The sequence below is a fragment of the Pseudomonas sp. FA-1 genome, from assembly GCF_056856075.1.
This window is the reverse complement of record NZ_JBWXTH010000007.1, coordinates 257,461-281,824: the sequence shown is the minus strand read 5'-3', so window position 1 is coordinate 281,824 and position 24,364 is coordinate 257,461. Positions and strand designations below refer to the sequence as shown.

General features: G+C 64.5%; 18 protein-coding genes. 14 read left to right on the top strand and 4 right to left on the bottom strand.

Features of this window, described 5'->3' with window-relative positions; genetic code table 11:
* Positions 1 to 54: 54 nt before the first annotated feature.
* The 10 genes from AC1MHZ_RS15175 (at position 55) to pdxR (ending at position 13,611) form a co-directional block, all read left to right on the top strand.
* A complete protein-coding gene (locus tag AC1MHZ_RS15175) occupies positions 55 to 1,146 on the top strand; it encodes a tartrate dehydrogenase (protein WP_084853559.1) in 1,092 nt (363 codons plus the stop codon).
* Between the two features lie 182 nt (positions 1,147 to 1,328).
* Positions 1,329 to 2,927 (top strand): BCCT family transporter, encoded by a 1,599-nt coding sequence (locus tag AC1MHZ_RS15170; protein WP_084853561.1) that lies wholly within the window; start codon positions 1,329 to 1,331, stop codon positions 2,925 to 2,927.
* Between the two features lie 224 nt (positions 2,928 to 3,151).
* The gene (locus AC1MHZ_RS15165) at positions 3,152 to 4,270 is read left to right on the top strand and encodes an aromatic ring-hydroxylating oxygenase subunit alpha (RefSeq protein ID WP_084853563.1); all 1,119 of its coding nucleotides are present in this window, start codon (positions 3,152 to 3,154) and stop codon (positions 4,268 to 4,270) included.
* A gap of 48 nt (positions 4,271 to 4,318) precedes the next feature.
* The gene (locus AC1MHZ_RS15160; RefSeq protein ID WP_324817332.1) at positions 4,319 to 5,767 is read left to right on the top strand and encodes an NAD-dependent succinate-semialdehyde dehydrogenase; all 1,449 of its coding nucleotides are present in this window, start codon (positions 4,319 to 4,321) and stop codon (positions 5,765 to 5,767) included.
* 62 nt (positions 5,768 to 5,829) lie between these two features.
* Positions 5,830 to 6,804 carry a PDR/VanB family oxidoreductase gene (locus AC1MHZ_RS15155; RefSeq protein WP_324817329.1) on the top strand — a complete coding sequence of 325 codons (975 nt, stop codon included), beginning with the start codon at positions 5,830 to 5,832 and terminating at the stop codon, positions 6,802 to 6,804.
* Between the two features lie 92 nt (positions 6,805 to 6,896).
* A complete protein-coding gene (locus tag AC1MHZ_RS15150) occupies positions 6,897 to 8,129 on the top strand; it encodes a M20/M25/M40 family metallo-hydrolase (RefSeq protein WP_482966572.1) in 1,233 nt (410 codons plus the stop codon).
* A gap of 145 nt (positions 8,130 to 8,274) precedes the next feature.
* Entirely contained in the window at positions 8,275 to 9,774 is a 1,500-nt protein-coding gene (glcD, locus tag AC1MHZ_RS15145) for a glycolate oxidase subunit GlcD (protein WP_368830216.1), read from the top strand.
* Entirely contained in the window at positions 9,774 to 10,826 is a 1,053-nt protein-coding gene (glcE, locus tag AC1MHZ_RS15140; RefSeq protein ID WP_482966571.1) for a glycolate oxidase subunit GlcE, read from the top strand. The genes glcD and glcE overlap by 1 nt, the downstream gene beginning before the upstream one ends.
* Positions 10,827 to 10,835: 9 nt before the next feature.
* A complete protein-coding gene (gene glcF / locus AC1MHZ_RS15135; RefSeq protein ID WP_465001186.1) occupies positions 10,836 to 12,050 on the top strand; it encodes a glycolate oxidase subunit GlcF in 1,215 nt (404 codons plus the stop codon).
* Positions 12,051 to 12,177: 127 nt separating this feature from the next.
* Positions 12,178 to 13,611, top strand: a complete 1,434-nt coding sequence (pdxR, locus tag AC1MHZ_RS15130; protein WP_482966570.1) for a MocR-like pyridoxine biosynthesis transcription factor PdxR — start codon at positions 12,178 to 12,180, stop codon at positions 13,609 to 13,611.
* Here pdxR and AC1MHZ_RS15125 read toward each other — a convergent pair.
* Positions 13,604 to 14,800 carry a CynX/NimT family MFS transporter gene (locus tag AC1MHZ_RS15125; protein WP_324817382.1) on the bottom strand — a complete coding sequence of 399 codons (1,197 nt, stop codon included), beginning with the start codon at positions 14,798 to 14,800 and terminating at the stop codon, positions 13,604 to 13,606. The genes pdxR and AC1MHZ_RS15125 overlap by 8 nt on opposite strands.
* Positions 14,797 to 15,255, bottom strand: coding sequence for a nucleoside deaminase (locus AC1MHZ_RS15120; RefSeq protein WP_480460043.1), 459 nt, complete (start codon positions 15,253 to 15,255; stop codon positions 14,797 to 14,799). Before AC1MHZ_RS15120 ends, AC1MHZ_RS15125 begins: the two co-directional genes overlap by 4 nt.
* A 246-nt stretch (positions 15,256 to 15,501) precedes the next feature.
* Here AC1MHZ_RS15120 and AC1MHZ_RS15115 point away from each other — a divergent pair, with 246 nt between their 5' ends.
* A complete protein-coding gene (locus AC1MHZ_RS15115) occupies positions 15,502 to 15,939 on the top strand; it encodes a carboxymuconolactone decarboxylase family protein (RefSeq protein WP_482966569.1) in 438 nt (145 codons plus the stop codon).
* Positions 15,940 to 15,973: 34 nt separating this feature from the next.
* On the opposite strand, the gene AC1MHZ_RS15110 is transcribed toward AC1MHZ_RS15115, so the two are convergent.
* The gene (locus AC1MHZ_RS15110; RefSeq protein ID WP_084853582.1) at positions 15,974 to 16,984 is read right to left on the bottom strand and encodes an AraC family transcriptional regulator; all 1,011 of its coding nucleotides are present in this window, start codon (positions 16,982 to 16,984) and stop codon (positions 15,974 to 15,976) included.
* A 169-nt stretch (positions 16,985 to 17,153) separates the two neighbouring features.
* On the opposite strand from AC1MHZ_RS15110, the gene AC1MHZ_RS15105 reads away from it, so the two are divergent.
* Genes AC1MHZ_RS15105 through AC1MHZ_RS15095 form a run of 3 tightly spaced genes read left to right on the top strand, consistent with a single transcriptional unit; the run spans position 17,154 to position 19,796 of the window.
* Complete coding sequence (locus AC1MHZ_RS15105; protein ID WP_084853583.1) at positions 17,154 to 18,338, top strand: acetyl-CoA C-acyltransferase family protein; 1,185 nt, start codon at positions 17,154 to 17,156, stop codon at positions 18,336 to 18,338.
* Between the two features lie 11 nt (positions 18,339 to 18,349).
* Positions 18,350 to 19,198 carry a 3-hydroxybutyryl-CoA dehydrogenase gene (locus AC1MHZ_RS15100; RefSeq protein ID WP_084853585.1) on the top strand — a complete coding sequence of 283 codons (849 nt, stop codon included), beginning with the start codon at positions 18,350 to 18,352 and terminating at the stop codon, positions 19,196 to 19,198.
* Positions 19,199 to 19,211: 13 nt separating this feature from the next.
* Complete coding sequence (locus AC1MHZ_RS15095) at positions 19,212 to 19,796, top strand: TetR/AcrR family transcriptional regulator (protein WP_084853587.1); 585 nt, start codon at positions 19,212 to 19,214, stop codon at positions 19,794 to 19,796.
* On the opposite strand, the gene AC1MHZ_RS15090 is transcribed toward AC1MHZ_RS15095, so the two are convergent.
* A complete protein-coding gene (locus AC1MHZ_RS15090; protein WP_482966568.1) occupies positions 19,793 to 24,292 on the bottom strand; it encodes an NEL-type E3 ubiquitin ligase domain-containing protein in 4,500 nt (1,499 codons plus the stop codon). The two genes, AC1MHZ_RS15095 and AC1MHZ_RS15090, sit on opposite strands and share 4 nt — an antisense overlap.
* Between the last annotated feature and the right edge of the window lie 72 nt (positions 24,293 to 24,364).

Genomic DNA, 24,364 nt, shown 5'->3' with positions numbered 1-24,364 from the left:
ACACGTCCTTATAGCATGGCCTGCATCCGTTACCCAGAACAGCGAGTGCGCCCCATGAGCAAGACCTTCAAAATCGCCGCCATCCCCGGAGACGGCATCGGCAACGAAGTCCTCCCCGAAGGCATCCGCGTGGTCGAAGCGGCCGCGCGCAAGCACGGCCTGAACCTTGAGATCGAATACTTCGAGTGGGCCAGCTGCGACTACTACCTGGCCCACGGCAAGATGATGCCCGACGACTGGTTCGAGCAGCTCAAGGGCTTCGACGCCCTGTACTTCGGCGCTGTCGGCTGGCCGGACAAGGTACCTGACCATATCTCCCTGTGGGGCTCGCTGCTCAAGTTCCGCCGCGACTTCGACCAGTACGTGAACATCCGCCCGGTGCGCCTGTTCCCTGGCGTACCCTGCCCGCTGGCAAACAAGGCCCCTGGCGACATCGACTTCGTGGTGATTCGCGAAAACACCGAGGGCGAGTACTCGTCCCTGGGCGGCCGTATGTTCGAGAACACCGAGAACGAGTTCGTGCTGCAGGAGTCGGTGTTCACCCGCCGCGGTGTCGACCGCATCCTCAAGTACGCCTTCGACGTGGCCCAGACTCGCGAACGCAAGCACGTGACCTCGGCGACCAAGTCCAACGGCATGGCCGTGAGCATGCCTTACTGGGACGAACGCACCGCCGCGATGGCCGCACACTACCCAGAGATCAGCTGGGACAAGCAGCACATCGACATCCTCTGCGCCCGCTTCGTGCTGCAACCGGAGCGCTTCGACGTGGTGGTCGCCTCCAACCTGTTCGGCGACATCCTCTCCGACCTGGGCCCAGCCTGCGCCGGCACCATCGGCATCGCGCCGTCGGCCAACCTCAACCCCGAGCGCAAGTTCCCGTCGCTGTTCGAACCGGTCCATGGTTCGGCACCGGACATCTACGGCAAGAACATCGCCAACCCGATCGCCATGATCTGGTCCGGCGCACTGATGCTCGAGTTCCTCGGCAAGGACGGCGACGACACCCGCTACCAGGCCGCCCACGACGACATCCTCAAGGCCATCGAGACAGTCATCGCCAACGGCGACACCACCCGCGACATGGGCGGCAGCCGTTCGACAAAGGAAGTAGGTCAGGCCATTGCCGAACTGCTGGGCGCTTAATCGATAAACCTGGGCCGACTGTCAAGATTGTCAGACAGTCGGCTTGCAGTACGTGACAATTCAATGCACACTTCGTTAACCAAAAGATATGCGTTAACTTTTGGTTAACGAATGAGGAAAAAGCTATACCTGACAAGGATTTCCCAAGCGCTTAGCATTCCAAACGCTCCAGGAGACAATTGATGTCCCACAAGAATAAAAAGATTGATGTATTCCTGATCACTGTGAGCCTGATCGCCGTACTGCTCACCGTCATCGGCCTTGCTGCCTTCCCCGTGCAATCGGAAAGCATGGCCAACCAGTTGTTCGAACTGTCCACCCGTACCTTCGGCACCAGCGTCCAGGTGCTGGTCTTCGGCAGCTCCCTGGCCGTGCTGTACCTGGCGTTCAGCAAGTACGGCAATATCCGCCTGGGCGCCGGCAAGCCCGAATATTCCACCGCGACCTGGGTGTTCATGTTCATCTGCGCCGGCATGGGTTCCTCGACCCTGTACTGGGGCGTCATGGAATGGGCTTACTACTACCAGACGCCCGGCCTGAACATCGCGCCGATGTCGGCCCAGGCGCTGGAATACAGCGTCAGCTACTCCTTCTTCCATTGGGGCATCAGCGCCTGGTCGATCTATGCCCTGGCGTCCCTTGCCATGGCCTACCACTTCCATGTACGCAAGAAGAGCGGCCTGAACCTGGCCTCGATCATCGAGGCAGTCACCGGCTTCAAGGCCACCGGCCCCATCGGCCGCACCGTGGACCTGATCTTCCTGTTGACCATGATGGGCGCGCTGACCGTTTCCCTGGCGCTGACCGCCTCCACCCTGACCCGCGGCCTGTCGGACCTTGCCGGCACCCCCAATACCTTCACCGTGCAACTGATGGTGATCGGTGCGGTGGCGCTGCTGTTCTCGCTCAGCTCCTACATCGGTATCGACGGCGGCCTGCAACGCCTGTCGAAGATGGTCTGCGTGGGCGCCCTGCTGTTCGCCGTGGTAGTGCTGCTGGTCGGCCCGACCCAGTTCACCGTCAACAACACCGCCAATGCCATTGGCCTGATGATCCAGCAATACGTACACATGAGCCTGTTCACCGACCCTGCCGGCGATGGTGCCTTCACCCGTAACTGGACCGTTTTCTACTGGCTGTGGTGGGTGTCCTATGCACCGGGCGTGGCCATGTTCGTCGCCCGCGTGTCGCGCGGCCGGCAGATCAAGGAAGTGGTGTTCGCCCTGCTGATGGGTGGCAGCTTCGGGTGCTGGTTCTTCTTCGGCGCCCTGGAAAGCTACAGCATGCACCAATTCATCAATGGCCAGATCGATGTACCGAAGTTGCTCAGCACCGTCGGTGGCGAAGCAGCGGTGACCGACCTGTTGCTGGCCTTGCCATGGGGCACGCTGTTCCTGGCGGTGTACCTGTTCATCATGGCGGTGTTCTGCGCCTCGCACATGGACGCGGCGGCCTATGCTGTGGCGGCTACCAGCACCCGCAATCTGCGCGAAGGCGAGGACCCGAGCCCGACCCTGCGCCTGTTCTGGTGCATCGTGCTGACCCTGGTGCCGCTGGCCATGCTGTTCGCCAAGGCATCGTTGTCGACCATGAAGACCGCGGTGGTGCTCACCGCCATCCCCTTCATGCTGATCCTGCTGGTGAAGATCTACGGCTTCTTCAAGTGGCTGGCCGCCGACTACGGCCAGGTTCCGGCCTACCGGATCGAGGAAGAGGCCGCGCGCCTGGCTGGCGAGGAGCCGGCCGAGCAAGCACCACGCAGCACCGCTGCCGTGCATTAAGGGAAGTACCGCCCCCTATCGCCGGCAAGCCGGCTCCCACAGGGCCTCGGCACCCGCCACTCCTGTGGGAAGCAGGTGTCCTGTGGAAACTGGCTTGCCAGCGATAGGGTCAGTGCAGGCAAGACGTCGTTGCCCATAAAGCAGCCTGCAAGTTCCAAATTTTTTTGCCCGAACTGTTAACTAACAGATACGCGTTAACCAATAAGTAAAACCGAGATAGAGCCATGAACGATTTCAAACGCCTGCCCGCCGATTTCTGCGCCAACCCTGAAGTAGCCTTCACCCTTCCGGCCAATTTCTACACCCAGGCCGCGGTGTTCGAGCACGAGAAGGAGGCGATCTTCGCCAAGAGCTGGATCTGCGTCGGTCACCGCAGCGAAGTCGCTGAAAAGAACGCCTACATCACCCGTGAGGTGATCGGTGAAAGCATCATCGTCGTGCGTGGTCGCGATGACGTGCTGCGGGCCTTCTACAACGTCTGCCCGCACCGTGGCCACCAGTTGCTCGAAGGCAGCGGCAAGGCCAAGAACGTGATCACCTGCCCATACCACGCCTGGACCTTCAAACTCGACGGCGAACTGGCGCACGCCCGCAACTGCGAGAACGTCGCCAACTTCGACAAGGAAAACTCCACCCTGGTGCAGCTGCGCGTCGAAGAGTACGCAGGCTTCATCTTCATCAACATGGACATGGACGCCGGCAGCGTCGAAGACCAGCTGCCAGGCCTGCAGAAGCGCATGCGCGAAGCCTGCGGCGTGATCGACGACCTGCACCTGGCCGCGCGCTTCGTCAGCGACACCCCGGCCAACTGGAAGTCGATCGTCGACAACTACCTGGAGTGCTACCACTGCGCCCCGGCCCACCCAGGCTTCTCCGACTCGGTGGACGTCGGCCAGTACAACCACAGCCTGCATGGCAACTGGACCCTGCAGTACGGCCTGGCCAAGCCTTCGGAGCAGTCGTTCAAGTTCGACGAGTCGGTCAAGGACCCGTCCTTCGCCGGCTTCTGGGCTTGGCCGTGCACCATGTTCAACGTGCCGCCAGGGGCGAATTTCATGACCGTGATCTATGAATTCCCGGTCGATGCCGAAACCACCCTGCAACACTATGACATCTACTTCCTGAACAAGGACCTCACCGAAGAGCAGCTCAAGCTGATCGACTGGTACCGCGAAGTCTTCCGCCCGGAAGACCTGCGCCTGGTGGAAAGCGTTCAGAAGGGCCTCAAATCCCGCGGCTACCGCGGCCAGGGCCGGATCATGGTCGACCAGCAGCGCAGCGGTGTGAGCGAACACGGTATCGCCCACTTCCACAACCTGATTGCCGTCGCCCACCTGGACTGATGCACCCGGCCGCCGGCCCAACGGGCGGCGGCCTTCGGAGAGCCTTGCGTGAAACTTCAAGACAACAAGCTGTTCCGCCAGCAGGCCTATATCGCCGGGCGCTGGTGCGATGCCGACGGCCAGCAGACCCTGGCGGTCAACGACCCGGCCAGTGGCGAGCTGCTCGGCCATGTACCGCTGATGGGCGCCGCCGAAGCCGTGCGCGCCATCGAAGCGGCCGAGGCGGCCCTGGCCGACTGGCGTGGCCGTACGGCCAAGGAACGGGCGAACATTCTGCGCCGCTGGTACGAATTGCTGCTCGAGCACGAGCAGGACCTCGCCCTGCTGATGACCCGCGAACAGGGCAAGCCGTTGCATGAGGCTCTGGGCGAGATCCGCTACGCCGCCTCCTTCGTCGAGTGGTTCGCCGAAGAAGGCAAGCGCGTCTATGGCGATGTGATCCCAAGCCCTGCCAACGACAAGCGCTTGCTGGTGATCAAGCAAGGCATCGGCGTGTGCACCGCGATCACCCCATGGAACTTCCCGGCGGCGATGATCACCCGCAAGGTCGCCCCGGCCCTGGCCGCCGGATGCACCATCGTGGTCAAGCCGGCCAACGAAACCCCGTTCAGTGCCCTGGCCCTGGTCGAGCTGGCCGAGCGCGCCGGCATCCCGGCCGGCGTGTTCAGCGTGGTCACCGGCGATGCCCCTGCCATCGGCGCGCAATTCACCGGCCACCCGAGCGTGCGCAAGCTCAGCTTCACCGGCTCCACGCCGGTGGGCCGCCTGCTCATGGGCCAATGCGCAGAAACCATCAAGAAGGTCAGCCTGGAGCTGGGCGGCAATGCGCCGTTCATCGTCTTCGATGACGCCGACATCGACGCTGCGGTCGACGGCGCGCTGATCGCCAAGTACCGCAACGCCGGGCAGACCTGCGTGTGCGTCAACCGTTTCTATGTGCACGACAGCGTCTACGAGCGTTTCGCCCAGCGCTTCGTCGAGCGCGTGCGCGCCCTGGCGGTCGGCCACGGCAATGCCGAAGGCACGCAGATCGGCCCGCTGATCAGCGACAAGGCCGTGGCCAAGGTGCGCAGCCTGATCGACGACGCCGTTGGCAAAGGTGCCAGCGTGCTGCTCGGTGGCAAGGCCCACGGGCTGGGCGGGCAGTTCTTCGAGCCGACCGTGCTGGCCGACATCGCCCCCGGCATGGAGCTGCTGCAGGAAGAGATCTTCGGCCCGGTGGCCGCGCTGGTGCGCTTCACCACCGACGACGAAGTGATCGCGCTGGCCAACGCCACCCAATATGGCCTGGCGGCGTACTTCTACAGCCGCGACCTGGCCCGCGTGTTCCGCGTGGCCGAGCGCCTGGAGTACGGCATGGTCGGCATCAACACCGGGCTGATCTCCAACGAGGTCGCACCCTTCGGTGGCGTCAAGCAATCGGGCCTGGGCCGCGAAGGCTCCAAGTACGGCATCGAGGACTATCTGGAAATCAAGTACCTGTGCCTCGCCGTTTGAGCGGGCCAGTATCCGTGCCACGCGGCAGGGCCTGCCGCGTGCGCTGCAAGTCGAGGTGAACCATGGCCAAGCAATACGAAATGTTCAAGGTGCGAGTCACCGACGTGGAACAGGCCACGCCGCTGATCAAGCGCTTCACCCTGGCCCGCGAAGACGGCACCGCCCTGCCCGCCTTCACCGGCGGCAGCCACGTCATCGTGCAGATGCAGTCGGCCTGCGGCAACCAGTTCAGCAACGCCTATTCGCTGATGAGCGACCCGCGCGACCTCTCCCGCTACCAGATCGGTGTGCGCTTGGAGGAGCAGTCCAAGGGCGGCTCGGCGTTCATGCACAACCAGGTCGAGGTGGGCAGCGAGCTGACTATCTCCACCCCCAACAATCTGTTCGCCCTCGACCCGTCGGCTGGCCGCCATGTGCTGATCGCCGGCGGCATCGGCATCACCCCGTTCCTGGCGCAGTTGCATGAACTCGAAGGCAGCGATACCCCCTACGAACTGCACTACGCCTTCCGCGCGCCGGAACATGGTGCCTTCCAGGCTGACCTGGAAAACGGTCCCCATGCGCCAAGCACCCGTTTCTACATCGACAGCCTGGACTGTAAGCTGGACCTGGCCGGCCTATGTACGGGCCTGGCCGATAATGCGCACCTGTACGTGTGCGGGCCCAAGCCGCTGATCGATGCGGTGATCGCCACTGCCGCCGCCGCAGGCATCCACGAATCGCGCGTACACTGGGAACAGTTCGCCGCTGCAGCACCTGCCGCCGGTGCCGCCTTCACCGTGGTACTGGCCAAGTCCGGCACGGAACTCCAGGTCGAGGAAGGCATGACCATCCTCCAGGCCATCGAGAAGTCCAAGGCTGCCAAGGTCGAATGCCTGTGCCGTGAAGGCGTATGCGGCACCTGCGAGACGGCCATTCTCGAAGGCGAGGCCGAGCATTTCGACCAGTATCTGAGCGATGAGGAAAAAGCCTCGCAGCAAACCATGATGCTGTGCGTGTCCCGCGCCCGCAGCGCCCGCCTGGTGCTCGACCTGTAACACCAACTGCGCCGGTGCTCGCCTACGGGCCGGCACCGCGCGCAGTGGTCTAGGCTGTACCTCTTGACCACAAGGAAAAGAGGCCCAAGCCCATGCTTTTGTCACGCCCGCCCTATGCCATGGCCCTGGCGCTGTGCATCGCCTGCTCCCCGGCGCTCGCCGCCGAATCCTCCCCCCAGTACCTGCTCACGCAGGCCCAGGCCGAGCAACCGGCCTACCTCGCCACCCTCAAGACCCTGGTGTCGGTCGATACCGGTACCGGTACGCAAGCCGGCCTGGCCCAGATCGGCGCCGAACTGGCCAAGCGCCTGAAGGCGCTAGGTGCCGAGGTGCACACCAGCCCGGCCAAGCCGTCGGTGGGCGACAACATCGTCGGGACGTTCAAAGGCAACGGCAGCAAGGATTTTCTGCTGATGGTGCACTACGACACGGTGTTCGGCCCAGGCACCGTGGCCAAGCGACCGTTCCGGGTGGAAGGCGAGCGCGCCTATGGCCCGGGCGTCGCCGATGCCAAGGGCGGCGTGGCGATGATCCTGCATGCGCTCAAGCTGCTGCAGGACCAGCAGTTCAAGGGCTATCGCACCCTCACCGTGCTGTTCAACCCGGACGAGGAAATGGGCTCGGCAGGCTCGAAACAGCTCATCGCACAGCTCGCCCGCGAGCATGACTATGTCTTTTCCTACGAGCCGCCAGACAAAGACGCGGTGACCGTCGCCACCAACGGCATCAACCGCCTCAAGCTCGAAGTGAAAGGGCGCTCCTCGCATGCCGGCTCCGCCCCCGAGCAAGGTCGCAACGCCTTGACCGAACTGGCTCACCAGCTCCTCCAGCTCAAGGAGCTGGGCGATGCCAGCAAAGGCACCACAGTGAACTGGACCCTGGCCAAGGCTGGCGAGAAAGCCAACATCATCCCGGCCCTGGCGAGCGCGGAAGCGGACATGCGCTATTCGGACCTCAGCGAAACCGAGCGGGTGGCGGCCGATGCCAAGCGTATCGCACAAAAACACCTGGTCGAGGACACCCAGGCCACCGTGACCCTGGAAAAAGGCCGCCCGCCCCTGGCCCGCAACGAAGGCTCCCGCCAGTTGGCCGAAACGGCCCGGGAGCTGTATAGCCAGATCGACCACACCCTCGAACCCATCGCCATGCGCTTCGGCACCGACGCCGGCTATGCCTATGTGCCCGGCAGCGCCAAGCCGGCGGTGCTGGAGACCATGGGCGTGGTCGGTGCCGGGTTGCACGCCGAGGACGAATACATCGAGCTCGCCAGCATCGCCCCACGGCTGTACCTGACAGTGGCGATGATCCGGCGCCTGGCGCAGTGAGGGGCGTTGCCTAGCCGCCCAATCGCCGGCAAGCCGGCGCCCACCGGGGCCAGCGCTGCTTCAGAGCACCGCCGTACCTGTGGGCGCTGGCTTGCCAGCGATAGGGCCGGTACAGCCATGACAAGAACAAATCGGCGAACAACACATGAACATCCTCTACGACGACCGCCTCGATGGCCCGTTGCCCACGGTCGACAAGGCCCAACTGCTGGCCGAACTGCACAACACCCTGCCGGACCTTCAGGTCCTCCACCGCACCGAAGACCTCAAACCCTACGAGTGCGACGGTCTCTCGGCCTACCGCACCGTCCCGCTGCTGGTGGTACTGCCCGAGCGCATCGAACAGGTCCAGGCCCTGCTGCGCCTGTGCCACCGGCGCGGCGTCCCCGTGGTGGCGCGCGGCGCCGGCACGGGGCTGTCCGGCGGGGCCTTGCCCTTGGCGCAAGGCATCCTGCTGGTGATGGCGCGCTTCAATCGCATCCTCGAGGTCAACCCGCAAGGCCGCTACGCCAGGGTCCAGCCCGGTGTGCGCAACCTGGCCATTTCCCAGGCCGCCGCCCTACATGGCCTGTACTACGCGCCAGACCCCTCGTCGCAGATCGCCTGCTCGATCGGCGGTAACGTCGCGGAAAACGCCGGTGGCGTGCATTGCCTGAAATACGGCCTGACAGTCCATAACCTGCTCAAGGTCGACATCCTCACCCTCGAAGGCGAACATCTGACCCTGGGCAGCGACGCCCTGGACAGCCCCGGCTTCGACCTGCTGGCCCTGTTCACCGGCTCGGAGGGCATGCTCGGCATCGTCATCGAAGTCACCGTCAAGCTGTTGCCCAAACCCCAGGTGGCGCGGGTGCTGCTGGCCAGCTTCGACAAGGTCGAGGACGCCGGCCGCGCAGTGGCCGGCATCCTCGACGCCGGCATCATCCCCGCAGGCTTGGAAATGATGGACAATCTGGCGATCCGCGCCGCCGAGGACTTCATCCACGCAGGCTACCCGGTGGAAGCCGCGGCCATTCTGTTATGCGAACTGGACGGCGTCGAAGCCGACGTGCAGGACGATTGCCAACGGGTCGATGCCGTGCTGCGCCAGGCCGGTGCCCGTGACGTGCGCCTGGCCTGCGACGAGGCCGAACGCGCACGTTTCTGGGCCGGGCGCAAGAACGCCTTCCCTGCGGTAGGGCGTATCTCGCCTGACTACTACTGCATGGACGGCACCATCCCCCGTCGAGAACTGCCCAGGGTGCTCGAGGGCATCGCCGCATTGTCCGAGGCCTATGGCCTGCGGGTGGCCAACGTGTTCCATGCCGGCGACGGCAACATGCACCCGTTGATCCTGTTCGATGCCAACCTGCCCGGCGAGCTGGAGCGCGCCGAAGCGCTCGGTGGCAAGATCCTGGAGCTGTGCGTGGCGGTGGGCGGCAGCATCACCGGCGAGCACGGTGTCGGACGCGAGAAGATCAACCAGATGTGCGTGCAATTCAATGACGACGAAATCACCCTGTTCCATGCGGTGAAGGCGGCATTCGACCCCAACGGCTTGCTCAACCCAGGCAAGAACATCCCCACCCTGCACCGCTGCGCCGAATTCGGTGCGATGCACGTGCATCACGGGCAACTGCCCTTCCCCGACCTGGAGCGCTTCTGATGGACCAGGATCGTGACCTGAGCGAAAGCCTGCTGGAGCAGGTCAACCAGGCCCTGGCGATGGACACCCCGTTGCGCATCCAGGGGAGCAACAGCAAGGCCATGCTCGGCCGCCCGGTCGCCGGGGAGATACTCGACACCCGCGGGCACCGCGGCATCGTCCATTACGACCCTACCGAACTGGTGATCAGCGCCCGCACCGGCACGCCATTGCGTCAGATCGAAGCAGCGCTGCACGAAGCTGGGCAGATGCTGCCGTGCGAGCCCCCTCACCTGGGCCCCGACGCCACCCTGGGTGGAATGGTCGCGGCAGGCTTGTCGGGCCCTCGTCGGCCCTGGGCCGGTTCGGTACGGGACTATGTGCTGGGCACCCGGGTGATCACCGGCCATGGCAAACTGCTGCGCTTTGGTGGCGAGGTGATGAAGAACGTCGCTGGCTATGATGTGTCCCGGCTGTTGGCGGGAAGTTTCGGTTGCCTGGGCCTGCTGACCGAGGTGTCGTTGAAGGTGCTGCCGCGACCCCGTCAGTGCCTGAGCCTGCGCCTGCAGATGACGGTACACCAGGCCCTGGCCGAGTTGGCCGAATGGGGCCAGCAGCCGCTGCCGATCAGTGCCGCCTGCCACGACGGCCAGGCACTCTACCTGCGCCTGGAGGGGGGTGAAGGGTCGGTGCTGTCGGCAAGCCAGCGCTTGGGAGGCGAGACGGTTGCGAGCCAGTTCTGGACAGACCTGCGCGAGCAGCGGCTGCCGTTCTTCGACCACCCCACCCCGTTGTGGCGGCTATCGCTGCCGACCATCACCGACGAACTCGACCTGCCTGGCCTGCAGTTGATCGATTGGGGCGGCGCGCAGCGCTGGTTGAAATCTTCGGCCCCCGCGACGCTGATCCGCGAGCAGGTCGCCAAGGTCGGCGGCCATGCCACTGCCTACGCCCCCGGCGACGACAGCATGTCGCCCTTGCCCCCGGCCTTGATGCGCTACCACCGCGCCCTCAAGCACCAACTCGACCCCCAGGGGATCTTCAACCCAGGGCGCCTGTACCCGGACCTGTGAGGCGAAACCATGCAAACCAACCTGAGCGATGCCGCCAAGCGCCTGGCCCGTGCCGACGAAGCCGAGCGCATCCTGCGCAGTTGCGTGCACTGTGGCTTCTGCACCGCGACCTGCCCCACCTACCAGTTGCTGGGCGACGAGCTGGACGGGCCACGCGGGCGCATCTACCTGATCAAGCAAGTGCTCGAAGGCATGCCGGCCAGCGCCAGCACACAGTTGCACCTGGACCGCTGTCTGAGCTGTCGCAACTGCGAAACCACCTGCCCTTCGGGCGTGAGGTACCACGACCTGCTGGACATCGGCCGCTCCGTGGTGGAGCAACAGGCCGCGCGCCCCTTGGGCGAACGCCTGCTGCGCCAGGGCCTGCGTGCCGTGGTACCGCGTCCTGCGCTGTTCGCAGCGCTCGTTCGCGCTGGGCAGGCTCTGCGCCCACTGCTACCAGCAACGGTCGAGGCAAAGTTGCCGAGCCAGGTGCCCCACCCCGGTGAACGACCGGCACCGCGCCATGCCCGCCGCGTATTGCTGCTCGAAGGCTGCGTTCAGCCGACCTTGTCACCCAACACCAATGCCGCCGCGGCACGCCTGCTGGACCGCCTGGGCATCAGTGTCGAGCCGGCCCGGGACGCCGGTTGCTGCGGCGCCGTGGATTATCACCTCAATGCCCAGGCACGAGGGCTGGCACGTGCCCGCCGCAACATCGACGCCTGGTGGCCGGCGATCGAAGCCGGTGTCGAGGCGATCGTGCAGACGGCCAGCGGCTGCGGGGCGTTCGTCCGCGATTACGGCCACTTGCTGGAAAACGACCCACGCTACGCCGCCAAGGCTGCCCGGGTCAGTGCCCTGGCCCGGGACCTGGTGGAAGTGATACAGGCCGAGCCGGTCGAGCGCCTGGGCGTGTGCGCCGAACAGCGTCTGGCCTTCCATTGCCCCTGCACGCTCCAGCATGCCCTGAAGCTCGGCGGCGCGGTGGAGCAGTTGCTGACCCGCCTGGGCTTCACCGTGACGCCGGTTCCCGACGGCCACCTGTGTTGCGGCTCGGCAGGGACCTATTCGCTGACCCAGCCCACCCTGGCGCGCCAGCTGCGAGACGAGCGCCTCACAGCCCTGGAAAGCGGCCACCCCGAGGTCATCGCCACCGCCAACATCGGCTGCCAGGCACACCTGGGCAGTGCCGGGCGCACACAGGTGCGCCATTGGATCGAAATCGTCGAGGCTGCCCTTTGAACGACCGCCCAGTCCCGCCATGTCAGCGTGAGGCAGTCCTTTGGGAGCAGAACGGGAGTAGACCGGCCTCTTGCACCCAGGCCCGCAAAACCCGAAGCTTCGATCATCCTGCACTCCGGACACCCCTATGGAACTGCACATCCGCCTGCAAGGCCGCAAAGGCCTGGCCGACCAGCTCTACCAACAGTTACGTGCCGGCATCGACAGCGGCCACCTGGCCGCCGGCACCCAGTTGCCCCCCACCCGCTTGCTCGCCGAACAGCTGGGCGTGTCACGCAAGACCGTGGCCGAAGCCTATTCGCGCCTGACCTACGACAACCTGCTCAGCGGCGTGGTCGGCCGCGGTACCTTCATCACCCCGCGCAAGCCGTTGCAGGCCAGCGACGCCCAGCCCATCCCCCTGGCTGCCGCCGATACGCTGCAACACTGGCAGCAGCGCGCCACGGTGCTGGCCGGGCAGGCCCAGGATGCGCCCTCGCGCCATGACTTCGTCGGCGGCGCCTCGAGCAAGGCGCAGTTCCCCTTCGACCAGTGGCGCAGCTGCCTGCAATACGCCCTGCGGCGCAGCCAACGTCACCCCCAGCGGCACTTCCCCGCCCAGGGCCTGCCGGAATTGCGCGAAGCCATCGCCCACCACATCGCCTTCGCCCGGGGCGTGCACTGCAGTGCAGCGGATGTACTGGTGTGCAACGGCGCCCAACAGGCCCTGGACCTGATCGCCCGGGTGCTGATCGAACCAGGCTGCCAGGTGGCCATGGAGGACCCCGGCTACCCCCCGGCGCGCCAGCTGTTCCTGGCCTTGGGCGCGCACGTGCAAGCGGTGCCGGTGGACGATGAAGGCATGTGCGTGGAAGAGATCGCCGATGGCACGCGGCTGATCTACGTGACGCCCTCGCACCAGTTTCCTTTGGGCATGCCCATGAGCGAGCGGCGCCGCACCGCCTTGCTGGCCCGCGCGGCCGAGCTTGGGGCCCTGATCATCGAAGACGACTACGACTGTGAATTCCGCTACCAGGGGCCTGCCAGCGATGCCTTGCAGCGGCTCGACCGACACGGCCTGGTGGCGTATGTCGGAACCTTCTCCAAGACCTTGCTACCGGAGCTGCGCCTGGGCTATGCCGTGCTGCCGCCAAGCGTGTTGCGAGCGGCCTGTGCAGCCAAGCACCTGACCGACTGGCACAGCCCGCCGCTGCAGCAATGGGCATTGGCGCGTTTCATCAGCGAGGGGCACCTGAATAAACACATCCGCCGCTGCCATGAGGTGTACAGCGCCCGTCGCGAACGGATCCTGGCACGCCTGGGCAGCGACCTGGCGCCCTGGCTGACCGCGGTGCCGGCCAACGCAGGCTTTCACCTCAGTGCGCTGGCAAGGCCCGGGGTAGACGTGGAGCTGCTGGTAACCCTGGCGCGCAAGGTCGAAGTGGGTCTCTATTCACTGGCCCCGTTCTTCAGCGAAGCCCCGGTGCGCCCGGGGCTGCTGTTCGGCTTCGGGGCCATTGAACTGCTGGACATCGACCCGGCGCTGGACCGTGTCCGCGATACCTTGCAGGGCCTCAGCTGACCGTCGCCTGCACCGTTTGCCCAGGGCGGGCAATGGCGCTGGCATAGCCCCGAGGGACGAAGCGCACGGTCACCAGCAACATCGCTACCACGGTGATGGCCAGCAATGTCCAGGAGGCCTGGAAGTCCCCGGTCACATCACGCAGCCAACCGGTGATGTACGGCACGACACCGGTGATGATGAAACCGATGCCCTGGACGAACGCTGCCAGGCTGCCCGCTTGCGCGGGGTCCTTCTTCAGGTGCTCGAGGGTCAAGGTCAGGCTCAGGCTGAAGCACGCTCCCAGGCCAAGGCCGATCATCGCCACCCAGACGCCCATGGCCAGGGTCGGTGCCAGCAGCAGGCCAAGGAAGCCCAGCAACTGGATCGACAACGCCAGCCACAGCCCTGGGCGACGGTCCGCCAGGCTACGTAGCAACAGCGGCAGGCCCAGGGCGCCGGTGACCTGAAAGATGGTCATCAGGCCCACCAGCTCACCACCGCCTTGGGCGGTGCCGCCATGCTCGATATGGTAGGCCGGCAACCAGGCCACCATGCTGGTGTAGCCACCGTTGATCAGGCCGAAGTAGCTGGCCAGTAGCCAGGCCCGACGGTTGCCGAACCAATGCCCACCGCCGCCGCCGGCCAGCTTCGGCGTGTTGTGCCGTGGCCTGAGCACCAGCCAGGCCAGCACCGCCAACACAGCGGGCAGTGCCCAGACGCCCAGGCCGGCCTGCCAGCGGCCACTGGCCTCGCTGATCGAAGGCCCGAGCACCGCGGCCAGGCCGCCTCCACTCATCAAGGCTGCCGAATACAAGCCCATGGTGGTCGCCAAGCGCGTGGGGAACCAACGGTTGACCAGGCCCGGCATCATGCCCTGGACGACAGCTACCCCCAGCCCGGCCAACACCGCACTGGCGATCAGCGCCCAGGCGCTGTCGAGCTGCAGGCGCCACAGGCACGCCAGGGCGATCGCCACCAGCCCCATGAGCATGCCGCCATGCTCGCTCAGCCAGCGGCGCAACCACGGTTGCAGCAAGGGGATCAGGCCCATGCACAGCACCGGCAGCGCCGTCAGCAGGGCAGCCTGCTGGTAGCCAAGGCCGGTACTGGCGCGCATGGGTTCCAGCAGCGGGCCGATACTGGTGAGGATCGGCCGCAGGTTCAGTGCCAACAGCAGCACCAACAACAGGTTCAGTGCGCCTCTCATGCCTGGTGCGCCTGCTTCCATTGAAGGTACAGGTCGGTCTCGCCGGCAGGCTTGAGCGGCTTCAGGGGCAGGCTCTGCTGCTGAGGCGGGCGCGCCATCTGTGCGTATACGGCCGCCGTGGACAGGCCGTAGGGCTCGCCTTCGTCGTTGTCATAGGCGAACCAGGCCCGTTCGATGCCGCACAGGTGCATGGCGGCCAGGCACATCGGGCATGGGTGGCCGCTGGCATAGATCTCGGCGCCCTCCAGGCGGGGTTGACCCAGGGCCTGGGCAGCCTTGCGGATCGCCTGCATTTCGGCGTGGGTGGTCGGGTCCTGGGTGCTGTGGATCTCATTGACGGCACGTGCCAGCACCTTGCCTTGGTACACCAGCACGGCACCGAACGGGCGACCGCCGGCCTGGATGTTGGCGCGGGCCAGGTCGAGGGCTTCGCGCATGAAACGTTCATCGGACATCGTTGGACTCTCCGGGTGCAAGACCCGGTCATTATCCCGCCTTGGCCAAGCGCGCCAAAATGAAGAGATTGGATGCAGTTCAGTGGCCACCTGAATGGATCGATTGGTCCCCTGGCAAAACCGAAGATTGGCTATCGGGCGATCCATGGCCACGGCGCTAAGGTATGTCCCAGTGGGAGCGGGCTCGTCCCGCGATCGGTTGCAGCGCGGCCGAGAACACTATCCACCCTCACACCGGAGTCCACCATGCACGACCGTATCGAATGGGCCAAGCACGCCCCGCAAGCCTACAAAGCCATGATCGGCCTGGAGCAGGCCCTGGCCAACAGCGGCCTGGAAACCTCGCTGCTCGAACTGATCCGCCTGCGCGCCTCGCAGATCAACGGCTGCGCCTATTGCGTCAACATGCACGCCAACGATGCACGCAAGGCCGGGGAAACCGAAGCCCGTCTGCAGACTCTCTGCGCCTGGCGCGAGACCCAGTACTTCACCCCACGCGAACGCGCAGCCCTGGCCTGGGTGGAAAGCCTCACCCGTCTGCCCGAGCGGGGCGCGCCACAGGCCGAGTACGAAGCCCTGCAAGCGCACTTCGAACCGGCAGAGGTAGCCAACCTGACCCTGGCCATCGCCACCATCAATGCCTGGAACCGCTTCGGCGTGGGCTTTGCCATGGTGCCGGCCTGATGGCGCGCGCCCGGGCGCATCAAGGCCGTTGCGCCTAACGCCCGGCCAATCGCGCCCGATAGCTGCCCGGGCTGTACCCGGTCCACTTCTTGAAGGCTCGATGAAAGGCGCTGGGCTCCTGGAAGCCGGCCTGCTCGGCGATCTCGGCAATGCTCAGTACCCCTTCGCGCAAGCGCTCGAAGGCCATGGCCCGACGCACCTCGTCCTTGATCTGCTGGTACGAGCGCCCTTCCCGCTCCAACTGGCGACGGAATGTGCTGGCGCTGATGCCTTGCTGTTCGGCCATGGCCTGCAGGGTCGGCCACTGGCCGTAGCGCCGGGCACGCAGGTGGCGATAGACCACCGCCGCCAGGCCGTTCTGGTTGCGAAAGCGGATCACCAGCCCCTGGGGTGCACTGCGCAGGAAAGTCTTCAGGGCGGCCAGGTCCTGCACCACTGGCAGGCGCAGGTAGGCGCTGTCGAACTCCACCTCGGTACGCCCGCTGCCCAGGCGCAGGTCAGGCCCCCATAGCAGGCTGTCGTCCTCCTGGGCCGGACGGGCCACCGCAAGCTCGGTACGGTCGATGGCGATGCGCCGCCCGGCGAGCCAGCAGAGCAAGCCGACCACCAGCACCAGGAAGGTCTCCTCGGCGTACACCCGGGTCAGCGGGTCGGCGATGGTCGACTGCACGCTGATCACCACCCGGCCACCTCGCACCGAGAACGCGCCACGCAGGTCACGCATGAACAAGGCGAAATTGCCCAGGCACTGGCGCAGGGCCTTTTCCAGGGTGGGCTCCTGGATCAGGCCACGGCAGATCAGCGCGAAGCTGCCGATGGGCATACCGTGGCTGTCCAGATGGAAGAACTCGTCGTCCAGCACATGGATCAGCTCCAGCCACAGCTGAGCGAAGGCCTTGGCCGGCACCCGTGCCTGGGGCTGCGCGAGCACTGCCGGGTCGATGCCTACCGCGCGCAGGTAGGCATCGCGCTCGTCGGGGCGCTCGCGCAGGCTGTGCAGCATGGCATTGAGGAAATACACCGCGACCGAATCGCTATCGCGCATGGCTGGTTTTCACTGTCTATGCTGGGTGGCAAAAAATGCCAGGTTTACTGAACAGATCCGGCATAGGCCCGGCCCAGGCGTTTGCCTAGACTCGACCCATTCCGGGAACGCCGGCCATTCTCGCAGAGCCTGTGCCGGTCCCGCCATGCCTTTGCAATCGGAGCCTTCCATGAGCAACGCAGAGATCTACGTCGTAAGCGCAGTCCGTTCGGCCATCGGTGGTTTCGGTGGGTCACTCAAGGACCTGCCGCTGGCAGACCTGGCCAGCGCCATCAGCCGCGCCGCCATCGAGCGTTCGGGGGTGGCCGCCACCGACATCGGCCATGTGGTCATGGGTACCGTCATCCCCACCGAGCCGCGTGACGCCTACCTCAGCCGCGTCGCCTCGATGAATGCCGGCGTGCCCAAGGAAACCCCGGCCTTCAACGTCAACCGCCTGTGCGGCTCGGGCCTGCAGGCCATCGTCTCGGCGGCGCAGACGCTGCTGCTGGGCGACGCCGACGTGGCCCTGGCCGCTGGCGCCGAATCCATGAGCCGTGGCCCCTACCTACTGCCGCAAGCCCGCTGGGGCGCACGCATGGGCGACCTGCAAGGCATCGACTATACCGTGGGCGTGTTGCAGGACCCCTTCGAGCACTTCCACATGGGCATCACTGCCGAAAACGTCGCGGCCAAGCACGGCATCACCCGGGAAATGCAGGATGAGCTGGCCCTGACCAGCCAGCGCCGCGCCGCCCGCGCCATTGCCGAAGGCCGTTTCACCAGCCAGATCGTCCCTATCGAGCTGAAAACCCGCAAAGGCAGCGTGCAGTTCAGCACCGACGAGCACGTGCGCGCCGAGGTGACCGCCGAGCAACTTGCCGGCATGAAGCCGGTGTTCAAGAAGGACGGCAGCGTCACCGCCGGCAATGCCAGCGGTATCAACGACGGTGCAGCCGGCCTGGTCCTGGCCACCGGTGACGCCGTGCGTCGCCTGGGCCTCAAGCCCCTGGCGCGGCTGGTGGCCTACGCCCACGCTGGCGTCGAGCCGGAGCTGATGGGCCTGGGCCCGATCCCGGCCACGCGCAAGGTGCTGGAAAAGGCCGGTTTGGCCATTCATGACCTGGATGTGATCGAGTCCAACGAAGCCTTCGCCGCCCAGGCCTGTGCCGTGGCCCGCGCGCTGGACTTCGACCCGGAGAAGGTCAACCCGAACGGTTCGGGCATCTCCCTCGGCCACCCGGTCGGCGCCACTGGTGCGATCATCGCCACCAAGGCCATCCATGAACTGCACCGCACCCAGGGCCGCTATGCCCTGGCCACCATGTGCATCGGCGGCGGCCAAGGTATCGCCGTGGTCTTCGAGCGCGTTTGAGGAGCCTGGACGTGAACATTCAACAGATTGCCGTGATCGGCGCCGGAACCATGGGTAACGGCATCGCCCAGGTCTGCGCCGTGGCGGGCTACCAGGTGCTGCTGATCGATGTGTCCGAGGCGGCGCTGGAGCGCGGCGTGGCGACCCTGGGCAAGAGCCTGGAACGCCAGGTCAACAAAGGTACCCTGGAAGCCGACCAGGCCCAGGCGGCCAAGACGCGCATCCGCACCAGCACCGACTACACCGAGCTGGCCAGCACGCAGCTGGTGATCGAGGCAGCCACCGAGAACCTTGAGCTCAAGCAACGCATCCTCAAGCAGGTCGCCGCCCATGTGCGCAATGATTGCCTGATCGCCACCAATACCTCGTCGCTGTCGGTCACTGCCCTTGCCGCCAGCATCGAGCACCCGGAGCGCTTCATCGGCGTGCACTTCTTCAACCCGGTGCCGATGATGGCCCTGGTGGAGATCATCCGCGGCCTGCAGACCAGCGACGGCACCTATGCCCAGGCGCTGGTGGTGACCGAGAAGCTGGGCAAGACGCCCATCACCGCCGGCAACCGCCCAGGCTTCGTGGTCAACCGTATCCTGGTGCCGATGATCAACGAGGCGATCTTCGTACGCCAGGAAGGCCTGGCCAGTGCCGAGGACATCGACACCGGCATGCGCCTGGGCTGCAACCAGCCGATCGGCCCGCTGGCCCTGGCCGACCTGATCGGCCTGGATACCTTGCTGGCGATCATGGAGGCCTTCCACGAGGGTTTCAACGACAGCAAGTACCGCCCAGCCCCGCTGCTCAAGGAAATGGTCGCCGCCGGCTACCTGGGCCGTAAGAGCGGTCGCGGTTTCTTCAGCTACTGATCGGGAGTGCGTCATGCCAGTCACCGCCGCCCTACGCTGTGCGAACTTCGAAGAGCGCCGCGAGAAGGCCATGGCGCTCTTTGCCGAAAAAGGCTTTGGTCAGGTCAGCATGCGCGAGCTGGCGGCGCATGTGGGCCTGACCCCAGGTTCGCTGTATCACCATTTCCCCAGTAAACAGGACCTGTTGTACGACTTGATCGAGGAGCTCTACGAAGAGCTGCAAGCGACCCTTGATCAAGGCCGGCGCGCCCTCGCGCGCGGCCAGGCGGTGCTGCCTTGTTTGATTGCCGCACATTGGCAGTTGCACGAGGAGCGCCCCCTGCAGTTCCGCCTGGCCGAGCGGGATTTCTGCTGCCTGAACGAAGACCAGCAAGCCCGTCTGGCCAGTGCACGGGCGCGCTACGAGAAGGGCCTGCTGCACTTGATCGCGCCACAGGCCCGGTTGCAGGGCCAGGCCTTGGCAGCCACCGGGCATGTGCTGGCCACGCTGCTCAATCAGCTGCCCGGGCAGCTGAGCGGGCGTGGGCTGGACAGCGACCAAGGGCTGGCCTTGATGCAGAGCCTGTTGCTCGGCGCGCTGGAGCGTACGCTGGGCTAGACCGGCTCGCCTGGTGTCGAGAGCTGCCACTGCGACGCCTGTCGGCGCATCACCGCCTTGGTCAACGCCAGGCGCTGGTCGAGCCGCCATTGGTTCACTTGGGCCTGAAGCGCATCAAATTCCTGCCGGGTCCCACCGCGGCGGGACAACTCCTGCTCTTGCTTGCGGTATTCTCGAGGCAGCTTGAGTTTGGACCCATAGGCATGCTCCAGGTACTTGTTCCAGAAAGGCTGGTTGACCATCCACAATGAAAGCGTGTCCTCGTCCTGGCCTCCCAAAATGGTTTCGCGGGCGTTCTTGACGCCTTCCTCAATGTTGCCCACCACCTCTACGAAACGTATTTGACTGGGGTGGCCCGGCAGCTTCAGGTCCTTGTACAAACGAACCCGAAATGCGAGCACCACCTCGACCTCATCCACAGGACCAGGCATGCTTGCGGCAAAACGCCTGGCGTACTCCTCCAACGCGTTTTGCCGCCAAAGCTGTCCCCCCAAGCGCAACAGCCCAGGTTCTGGATCGATTTCGTACTCATTATGCTCGGCGTCCCACGCCAGCTTCCAGTTTTCCAGGTCGACGAAACGCAACAGGGCATTGTCACCACAGTTGGGTTCCTGAGCCAGTGCCAACAAATGCGCGTTCAGCGCTTCATCTTCGGCCATAGCGCCGAGCAGGGAGAAGATGCGGTCAGCCAGGTCGCGTGAGGCTTGGTCTAGGGCAAAGTCCTTGGATTGCACCAGGCGCTCCAACACCCGAACGAATTCCTCGGATTCGGGATCGCTTACCAGTAGATGCCAGCGATGCGCCATTTCGTCCCGGTTCTTGGCATCGATACGATCCAGCCAAAGCAAGCGCGCCGGAACCCTGCCGTCATCGGGCCGATACCAGGCACGTACTTGCTTCACCCAAAGCTCCAGCGCCTTACTTGAAAAACGTACCCTGCCTTTGTCCCACAGCGGCGACTCGCGAAGATTTTCAGGCACCACCAGAAGGTTATTGCCCATCATGTCCAGTTCGTACAGCGTTTGATGCGATTGCACACCAAGGGGCATTGAGTCCAGCTGGGCATCACGCAATATCAATGTTGTCAGCCTTGGCATTCCCGTAATTGAAAATGGGAGTTTCAGCGGGTTGCGTGACAGGTTCAGATATTCCAATGCTGTGCACTCGTTGATCAGCTTTACCTGCTCGGCATCCAGGCGGATCTTGTTGTCGGAGAGATCGAGAATTCGCAAGCGCCCCCGCAAACCAGTCATCTGCGGGAACCGCTTCAGCTTGCAATGGGTGATTTCCACCGAAAGCAGGTTCGGAAAAGCATTCAAGAAACCGTCGGGAAGCTGTTCAAGCGCCATCGAACGCAAGTCGATCGCGCTAACGTGTGGGAAACTGATTGGCTCGGGAAGCCCCGGCAAACGGCTCACATCCAGCCCCCTGAGGGAAAACCTGTAACGCAACTGATCTTCCAACGGTTTGGGCTGCTCGGGTATCAGTTGGCGCCAGCAACGGATCAGTTCCTTACGCATCAGGTAGCGCGCGTTGCGCTCATAGTGAAGGAGCCCCTCTCGCTGCCAGCTCGTCAGGGTAGTGGTGAGCAGTTCGTGCTGATCCTCCAGGTCGTTAAGCGCATCCTGTAGATTGTTGCCACCTTCCTGCATGGCTCGCAGCCATTCCTGGATATCCCTGTCACCGAAGCTGGGGTACAAGTACCGAAGCTTGGCCCTCAGCGACCGGGGGCTGCCGAAACCAAAGAGCCGCCGGCCTCCACTCAACGGATAACCGACCCGACCATCGTCCAGACGAAACGGCACCAGGAAGGAAGGCGTGGGCTGTTCACGCCCCATCAGTTCGGCCAGGTCCTGGCGGCGCGAGGCTACGTCCTTGGCCAACGCCTCGCGAAGCTGTTCGGCGAACGGCTCGCCAATATTCATCGCCTCTCGCTGCGCTTGGGTGAACACGTCTGCCAACACGTCGAACAACTCGCCGGGCTGGTCAAGCGGATGGCCACGCTCATCACGCAATACGAACATGCCGTCCTGGTGGCTGAGGTGGATCGTCTCGATGGCCCCGTTTGTAGACTGAGGCGCCAGCAGGCCGTCCCCCTCGAACAGCACCCAATGCCGGCCTTGAGGCGCCCCTGGCAAGGTATCGATCAGTTTGATGACGCCACGTGCCATATCGAGCGTCTGCGGTGTGTCGATGAAAAGCCCCTCGAACACCCGCGCCACCCGAATACGCAGCGCCCGTTGCCGGGCAGCCTGGGCCATCAGCAAGGGGATCCGCCCGGTCTGGGCCAACAGCTCACGGTCACCATCGCTTGCCTCACTCAGGAGCTGCTCGGCAGCAAGCCGATGCAGGCTGGGGAAATCCCGACGCAACGCTTGCACCGAAGCGTCCTCGATCGTATTGCTCTGGTCGTAAAGGCGCTGAAACAAAAACCGTCGCTGATCCCAGACCAACTCGGCCAGGGCTTCGCCTTCCAGCCCTGTCGCGCCTCGCAGGGCCAGTGCTTCGTGAAGCAGCGCCAGGTCCGTCACAGTTCCACCTCCCTGCAAGCGATCCCTGAGCTCAACGATGCGATTGGCCAGCACGAAGCGATGCACCGTATCGGTCAGTTCTGCCTCAGGGGCAGTGGCAAAGACATGCACGGCCCGCAGATGGTCCTCTTCCAGGCCATGGGCCAGCAGGGCCTGTCGGATCTGCTGATCGCTCAGGCGGCCGTACGTGGCACCGAACCTGCGAAACATACGTTCGGTGCCGCGCCATTCCGCAGGCCGTTCGCTCCACAGCCGCCAGGCACCGGCACCATTGTGTTCGAGCAGTGGCGCATGGTTCTCGTAAGACTCCAGGTACCAATCCTCGCTGTCCTGCGCTTGGTAGACCGGGTAGTAATGCCCCTCCATCTCGATCCAGGATTGCTCGCCCAGGCGATAGACCCCGCGTTCATCGACGATGGCCTGCGCAGGTGGCGGTTCGCTGACGTAAGGCGCCAGGTCCTGGTTCCAGAGTTTTTCGCTGCCATCTTCGAGCATCGCCGGTACCAGACCATCCACGATGATGCTGCGCGTCCACAGCGTCCGCGCCGCCGCGATCCCGGCAGTCGTAGCAGCCAGCAGGGCTATGTCCTTACCTACGTTCACCAGATGGTCCAGGGCCGCGTTGGTGTCCCCCTCCCGCCAGTCCTTGACCGACTGGAACACTTCGCTGAGCAGCTCCCAGGCCATCACCGCCAGCAAGGCCGCACCGACGGCCGGGATGAACAGCCCTGCAAGCGCCAACAGTGCCATTCCCTGCGCATGCCGGCGCTCGCTCTTGGCCAATGCAGTATCACCGTCGATCCTCGCGACGGGTGTAGCGAATACTGCCGCATCGTCCTTGATTTGCTGGATGCGCATCGTCGCCAGGTGCTCGAACAAGGGCGTCGGGTAGGCCTTCATGTGCTGGTCCAGCTCTCGCGTGGCCCAGTCGGCCACATCGCCCACCCGCTGTTTGACGCTGGCAAAGAATGCTGGGCGGTCGCGCTGGGGGACGAAACGCTCGAAGAACTGCCGGTAGTTCTCATCACGCAGGCGCTTGCCCAAGATCTTCCTGGCGAAGCTTTCCAGGTCCTTGGCGACGCACCAGGCACCTTGTCGATCCCCTGGGATATAAACCAGCACCCGCTTGCTGCTGTTGAGCAGCAGGCCTTCGTCGATCACGTCCAACACCACGATCTGCTGAAGGTGACAGTCGAATGCCTTGAGCTGCTTGGCGACCACCGGTGCGCCTTCGAGCCGCCCCAGCTTGCCGTCGGTATACAGACCGATGATCAATTCCAGCTCGGCGTCCCTGAGCACACCTTCGGCGTGAGCCTTGAAGGCATCCACCAAGAGGTTTGAGCGATATTGCATCTTCAGCAAGGCTTTGCAGTCCTGGACCTCCTGCTGTTCTTTGGCCTCGAGTACCGCTTCAAGGTGGCTCTGGTACTGCCCCCCCAGGTCCAGTTCCCGGCAAAACCTTGCAAACTCCATTACCGAGGGGGTCTCGACAGTGACACCTGGTCCATTGACCAGCGTGTTACGCACATGCTGCCCGCCTTCGGCAGCCTGGGCCTTGCTGAAGTTGGACATTGCCGCGCTGAGCAGTGACACGTCGAAGTAATCGCTCGCAGGCGTCGGGTAGTGGCTGGTGTAGTAACTGTGCTCAGGGCTCGTGTAGGTATACCACTGGCGCAGGAAGTGCTGTTTTGCATCCAGACCAGCGTCGAACTGCTCTTGCAGCGCAGTGTTCAAGCGCGTGATGCAGAAGCTGTCGAGGCTTTCGATCTTGCTCCAGCACTTGGCCAATCGCTGACGGCTTTGCAGCCCTTCGGCCAGCGCATCCCTCAATAGCGTGAAATCAGAAGTCCGGACCTTGCCCATCCAGTCGGGCAGACGCTTGGCGATCATTTGATCCTGGAACTGCTGCGCAATGGCCATCATGTCCATCGTCGTCGATTGCGCATTGTCACTGACGTTACCCATACCGCGAATCCCCCACCGAGAAATGAAGCGGTGAGGCTAGAGAGGTCGGTCCAGGGGCACGCGTTAAATAGT

Excerpts from the sequence above, each read along its gene's own strand:
- AC1MHZ_RS15175 (WP_084853559.1), top strand. The coding sequence starts at position 55 with ATGAGCAAGACCTTCAAAATCGCCGCCATCCCCGGAGACGGCATCGGC.
- AC1MHZ_RS15170 (WP_084853561.1), top strand. The coding sequence starts at position 1,329 with ATGTCCCACAAGAATAAAAAGATTGATGTATTCCTGATCACTGTGAGC.
- AC1MHZ_RS15165 (WP_084853563.1), top strand. The coding sequence starts at position 3,152 with ATGAACGATTTCAAACGCCTGCCCGCCGATTTCTGCGCCAACCCTGAA.
- AC1MHZ_RS15155 (WP_324817329.1), top strand. The coding sequence starts at position 5,830 with ATGGCCAAGCAATACGAAATGTTCAAGGTGCGAGTCACCGACGTGGAA.
- AC1MHZ_RS15150 (WP_482966572.1), top strand. The coding sequence starts at position 6,897 with ATGCTTTTGTCACGCCCGCCCTATGCCATGGCCCTGGCGCTGTGCATC.
- glcD (WP_368830216.1), top strand. The coding sequence starts at position 8,275 with ATGAACATCCTCTACGACGACCGCCTCGATGGCCCGTTGCCCACGGTC.
- glcE (WP_482966571.1), top strand. The coding sequence starts at position 9,774 with ATGGACCAGGATCGTGACCTGAGCGAAAGCCTGCTGGAGCAGGTCAAC.
- glcF (WP_465001186.1), top strand. The coding sequence starts at position 10,836 with ATGCAAACCAACCTGAGCGATGCCGCCAAGCGCCTGGCCCGTGCCGAC.
- pdxR (WP_482966570.1), top strand. The coding sequence starts at position 12,178 with ATGGAACTGCACATCCGCCTGCAAGGCCGCAAAGGCCTGGCCGACCAG.
- AC1MHZ_RS15125 (WP_324817382.1), bottom strand. The coding sequence starts at position 14,800 with ATGAGAGGCGCACTGAACCTGTTGTTGGTGCTGCTGTTGGCACTGAAC.
- AC1MHZ_RS15120 (WP_480460043.1), bottom strand. The coding sequence starts at position 15,255 with ATGTCCGATGAACGTTTCATGCGCGAAGCCCTCGACCTGGCCCGCGCC.
- AC1MHZ_RS15115 (WP_482966569.1), top strand. The coding sequence starts at position 15,502 with ATGCACGACCGTATCGAATGGGCCAAGCACGCCCCGCAAGCCTACAAA.
- AC1MHZ_RS15110 (WP_084853582.1), bottom strand. The coding sequence starts at position 16,984 with ATGCGCGATAGCGATTCGGTCGCGGTGTATTTCCTCAATGCCATGCTG.
- AC1MHZ_RS15105 (WP_084853583.1), top strand. The coding sequence starts at position 17,154 with ATGAGCAACGCAGAGATCTACGTCGTAAGCGCAGTCCGTTCGGCCATC.
- AC1MHZ_RS15095 (WP_084853587.1), top strand. The coding sequence starts at position 19,212 with ATGCCAGTCACCGCCGCCCTACGCTGTGCGAACTTCGAAGAGCGCCGC.
- AC1MHZ_RS15090 (WP_482966568.1), bottom strand. The coding sequence starts at position 24,292 with ATGGGTAACGTCAGTGACAATGCGCAATCGACGACGATGGACATGATG.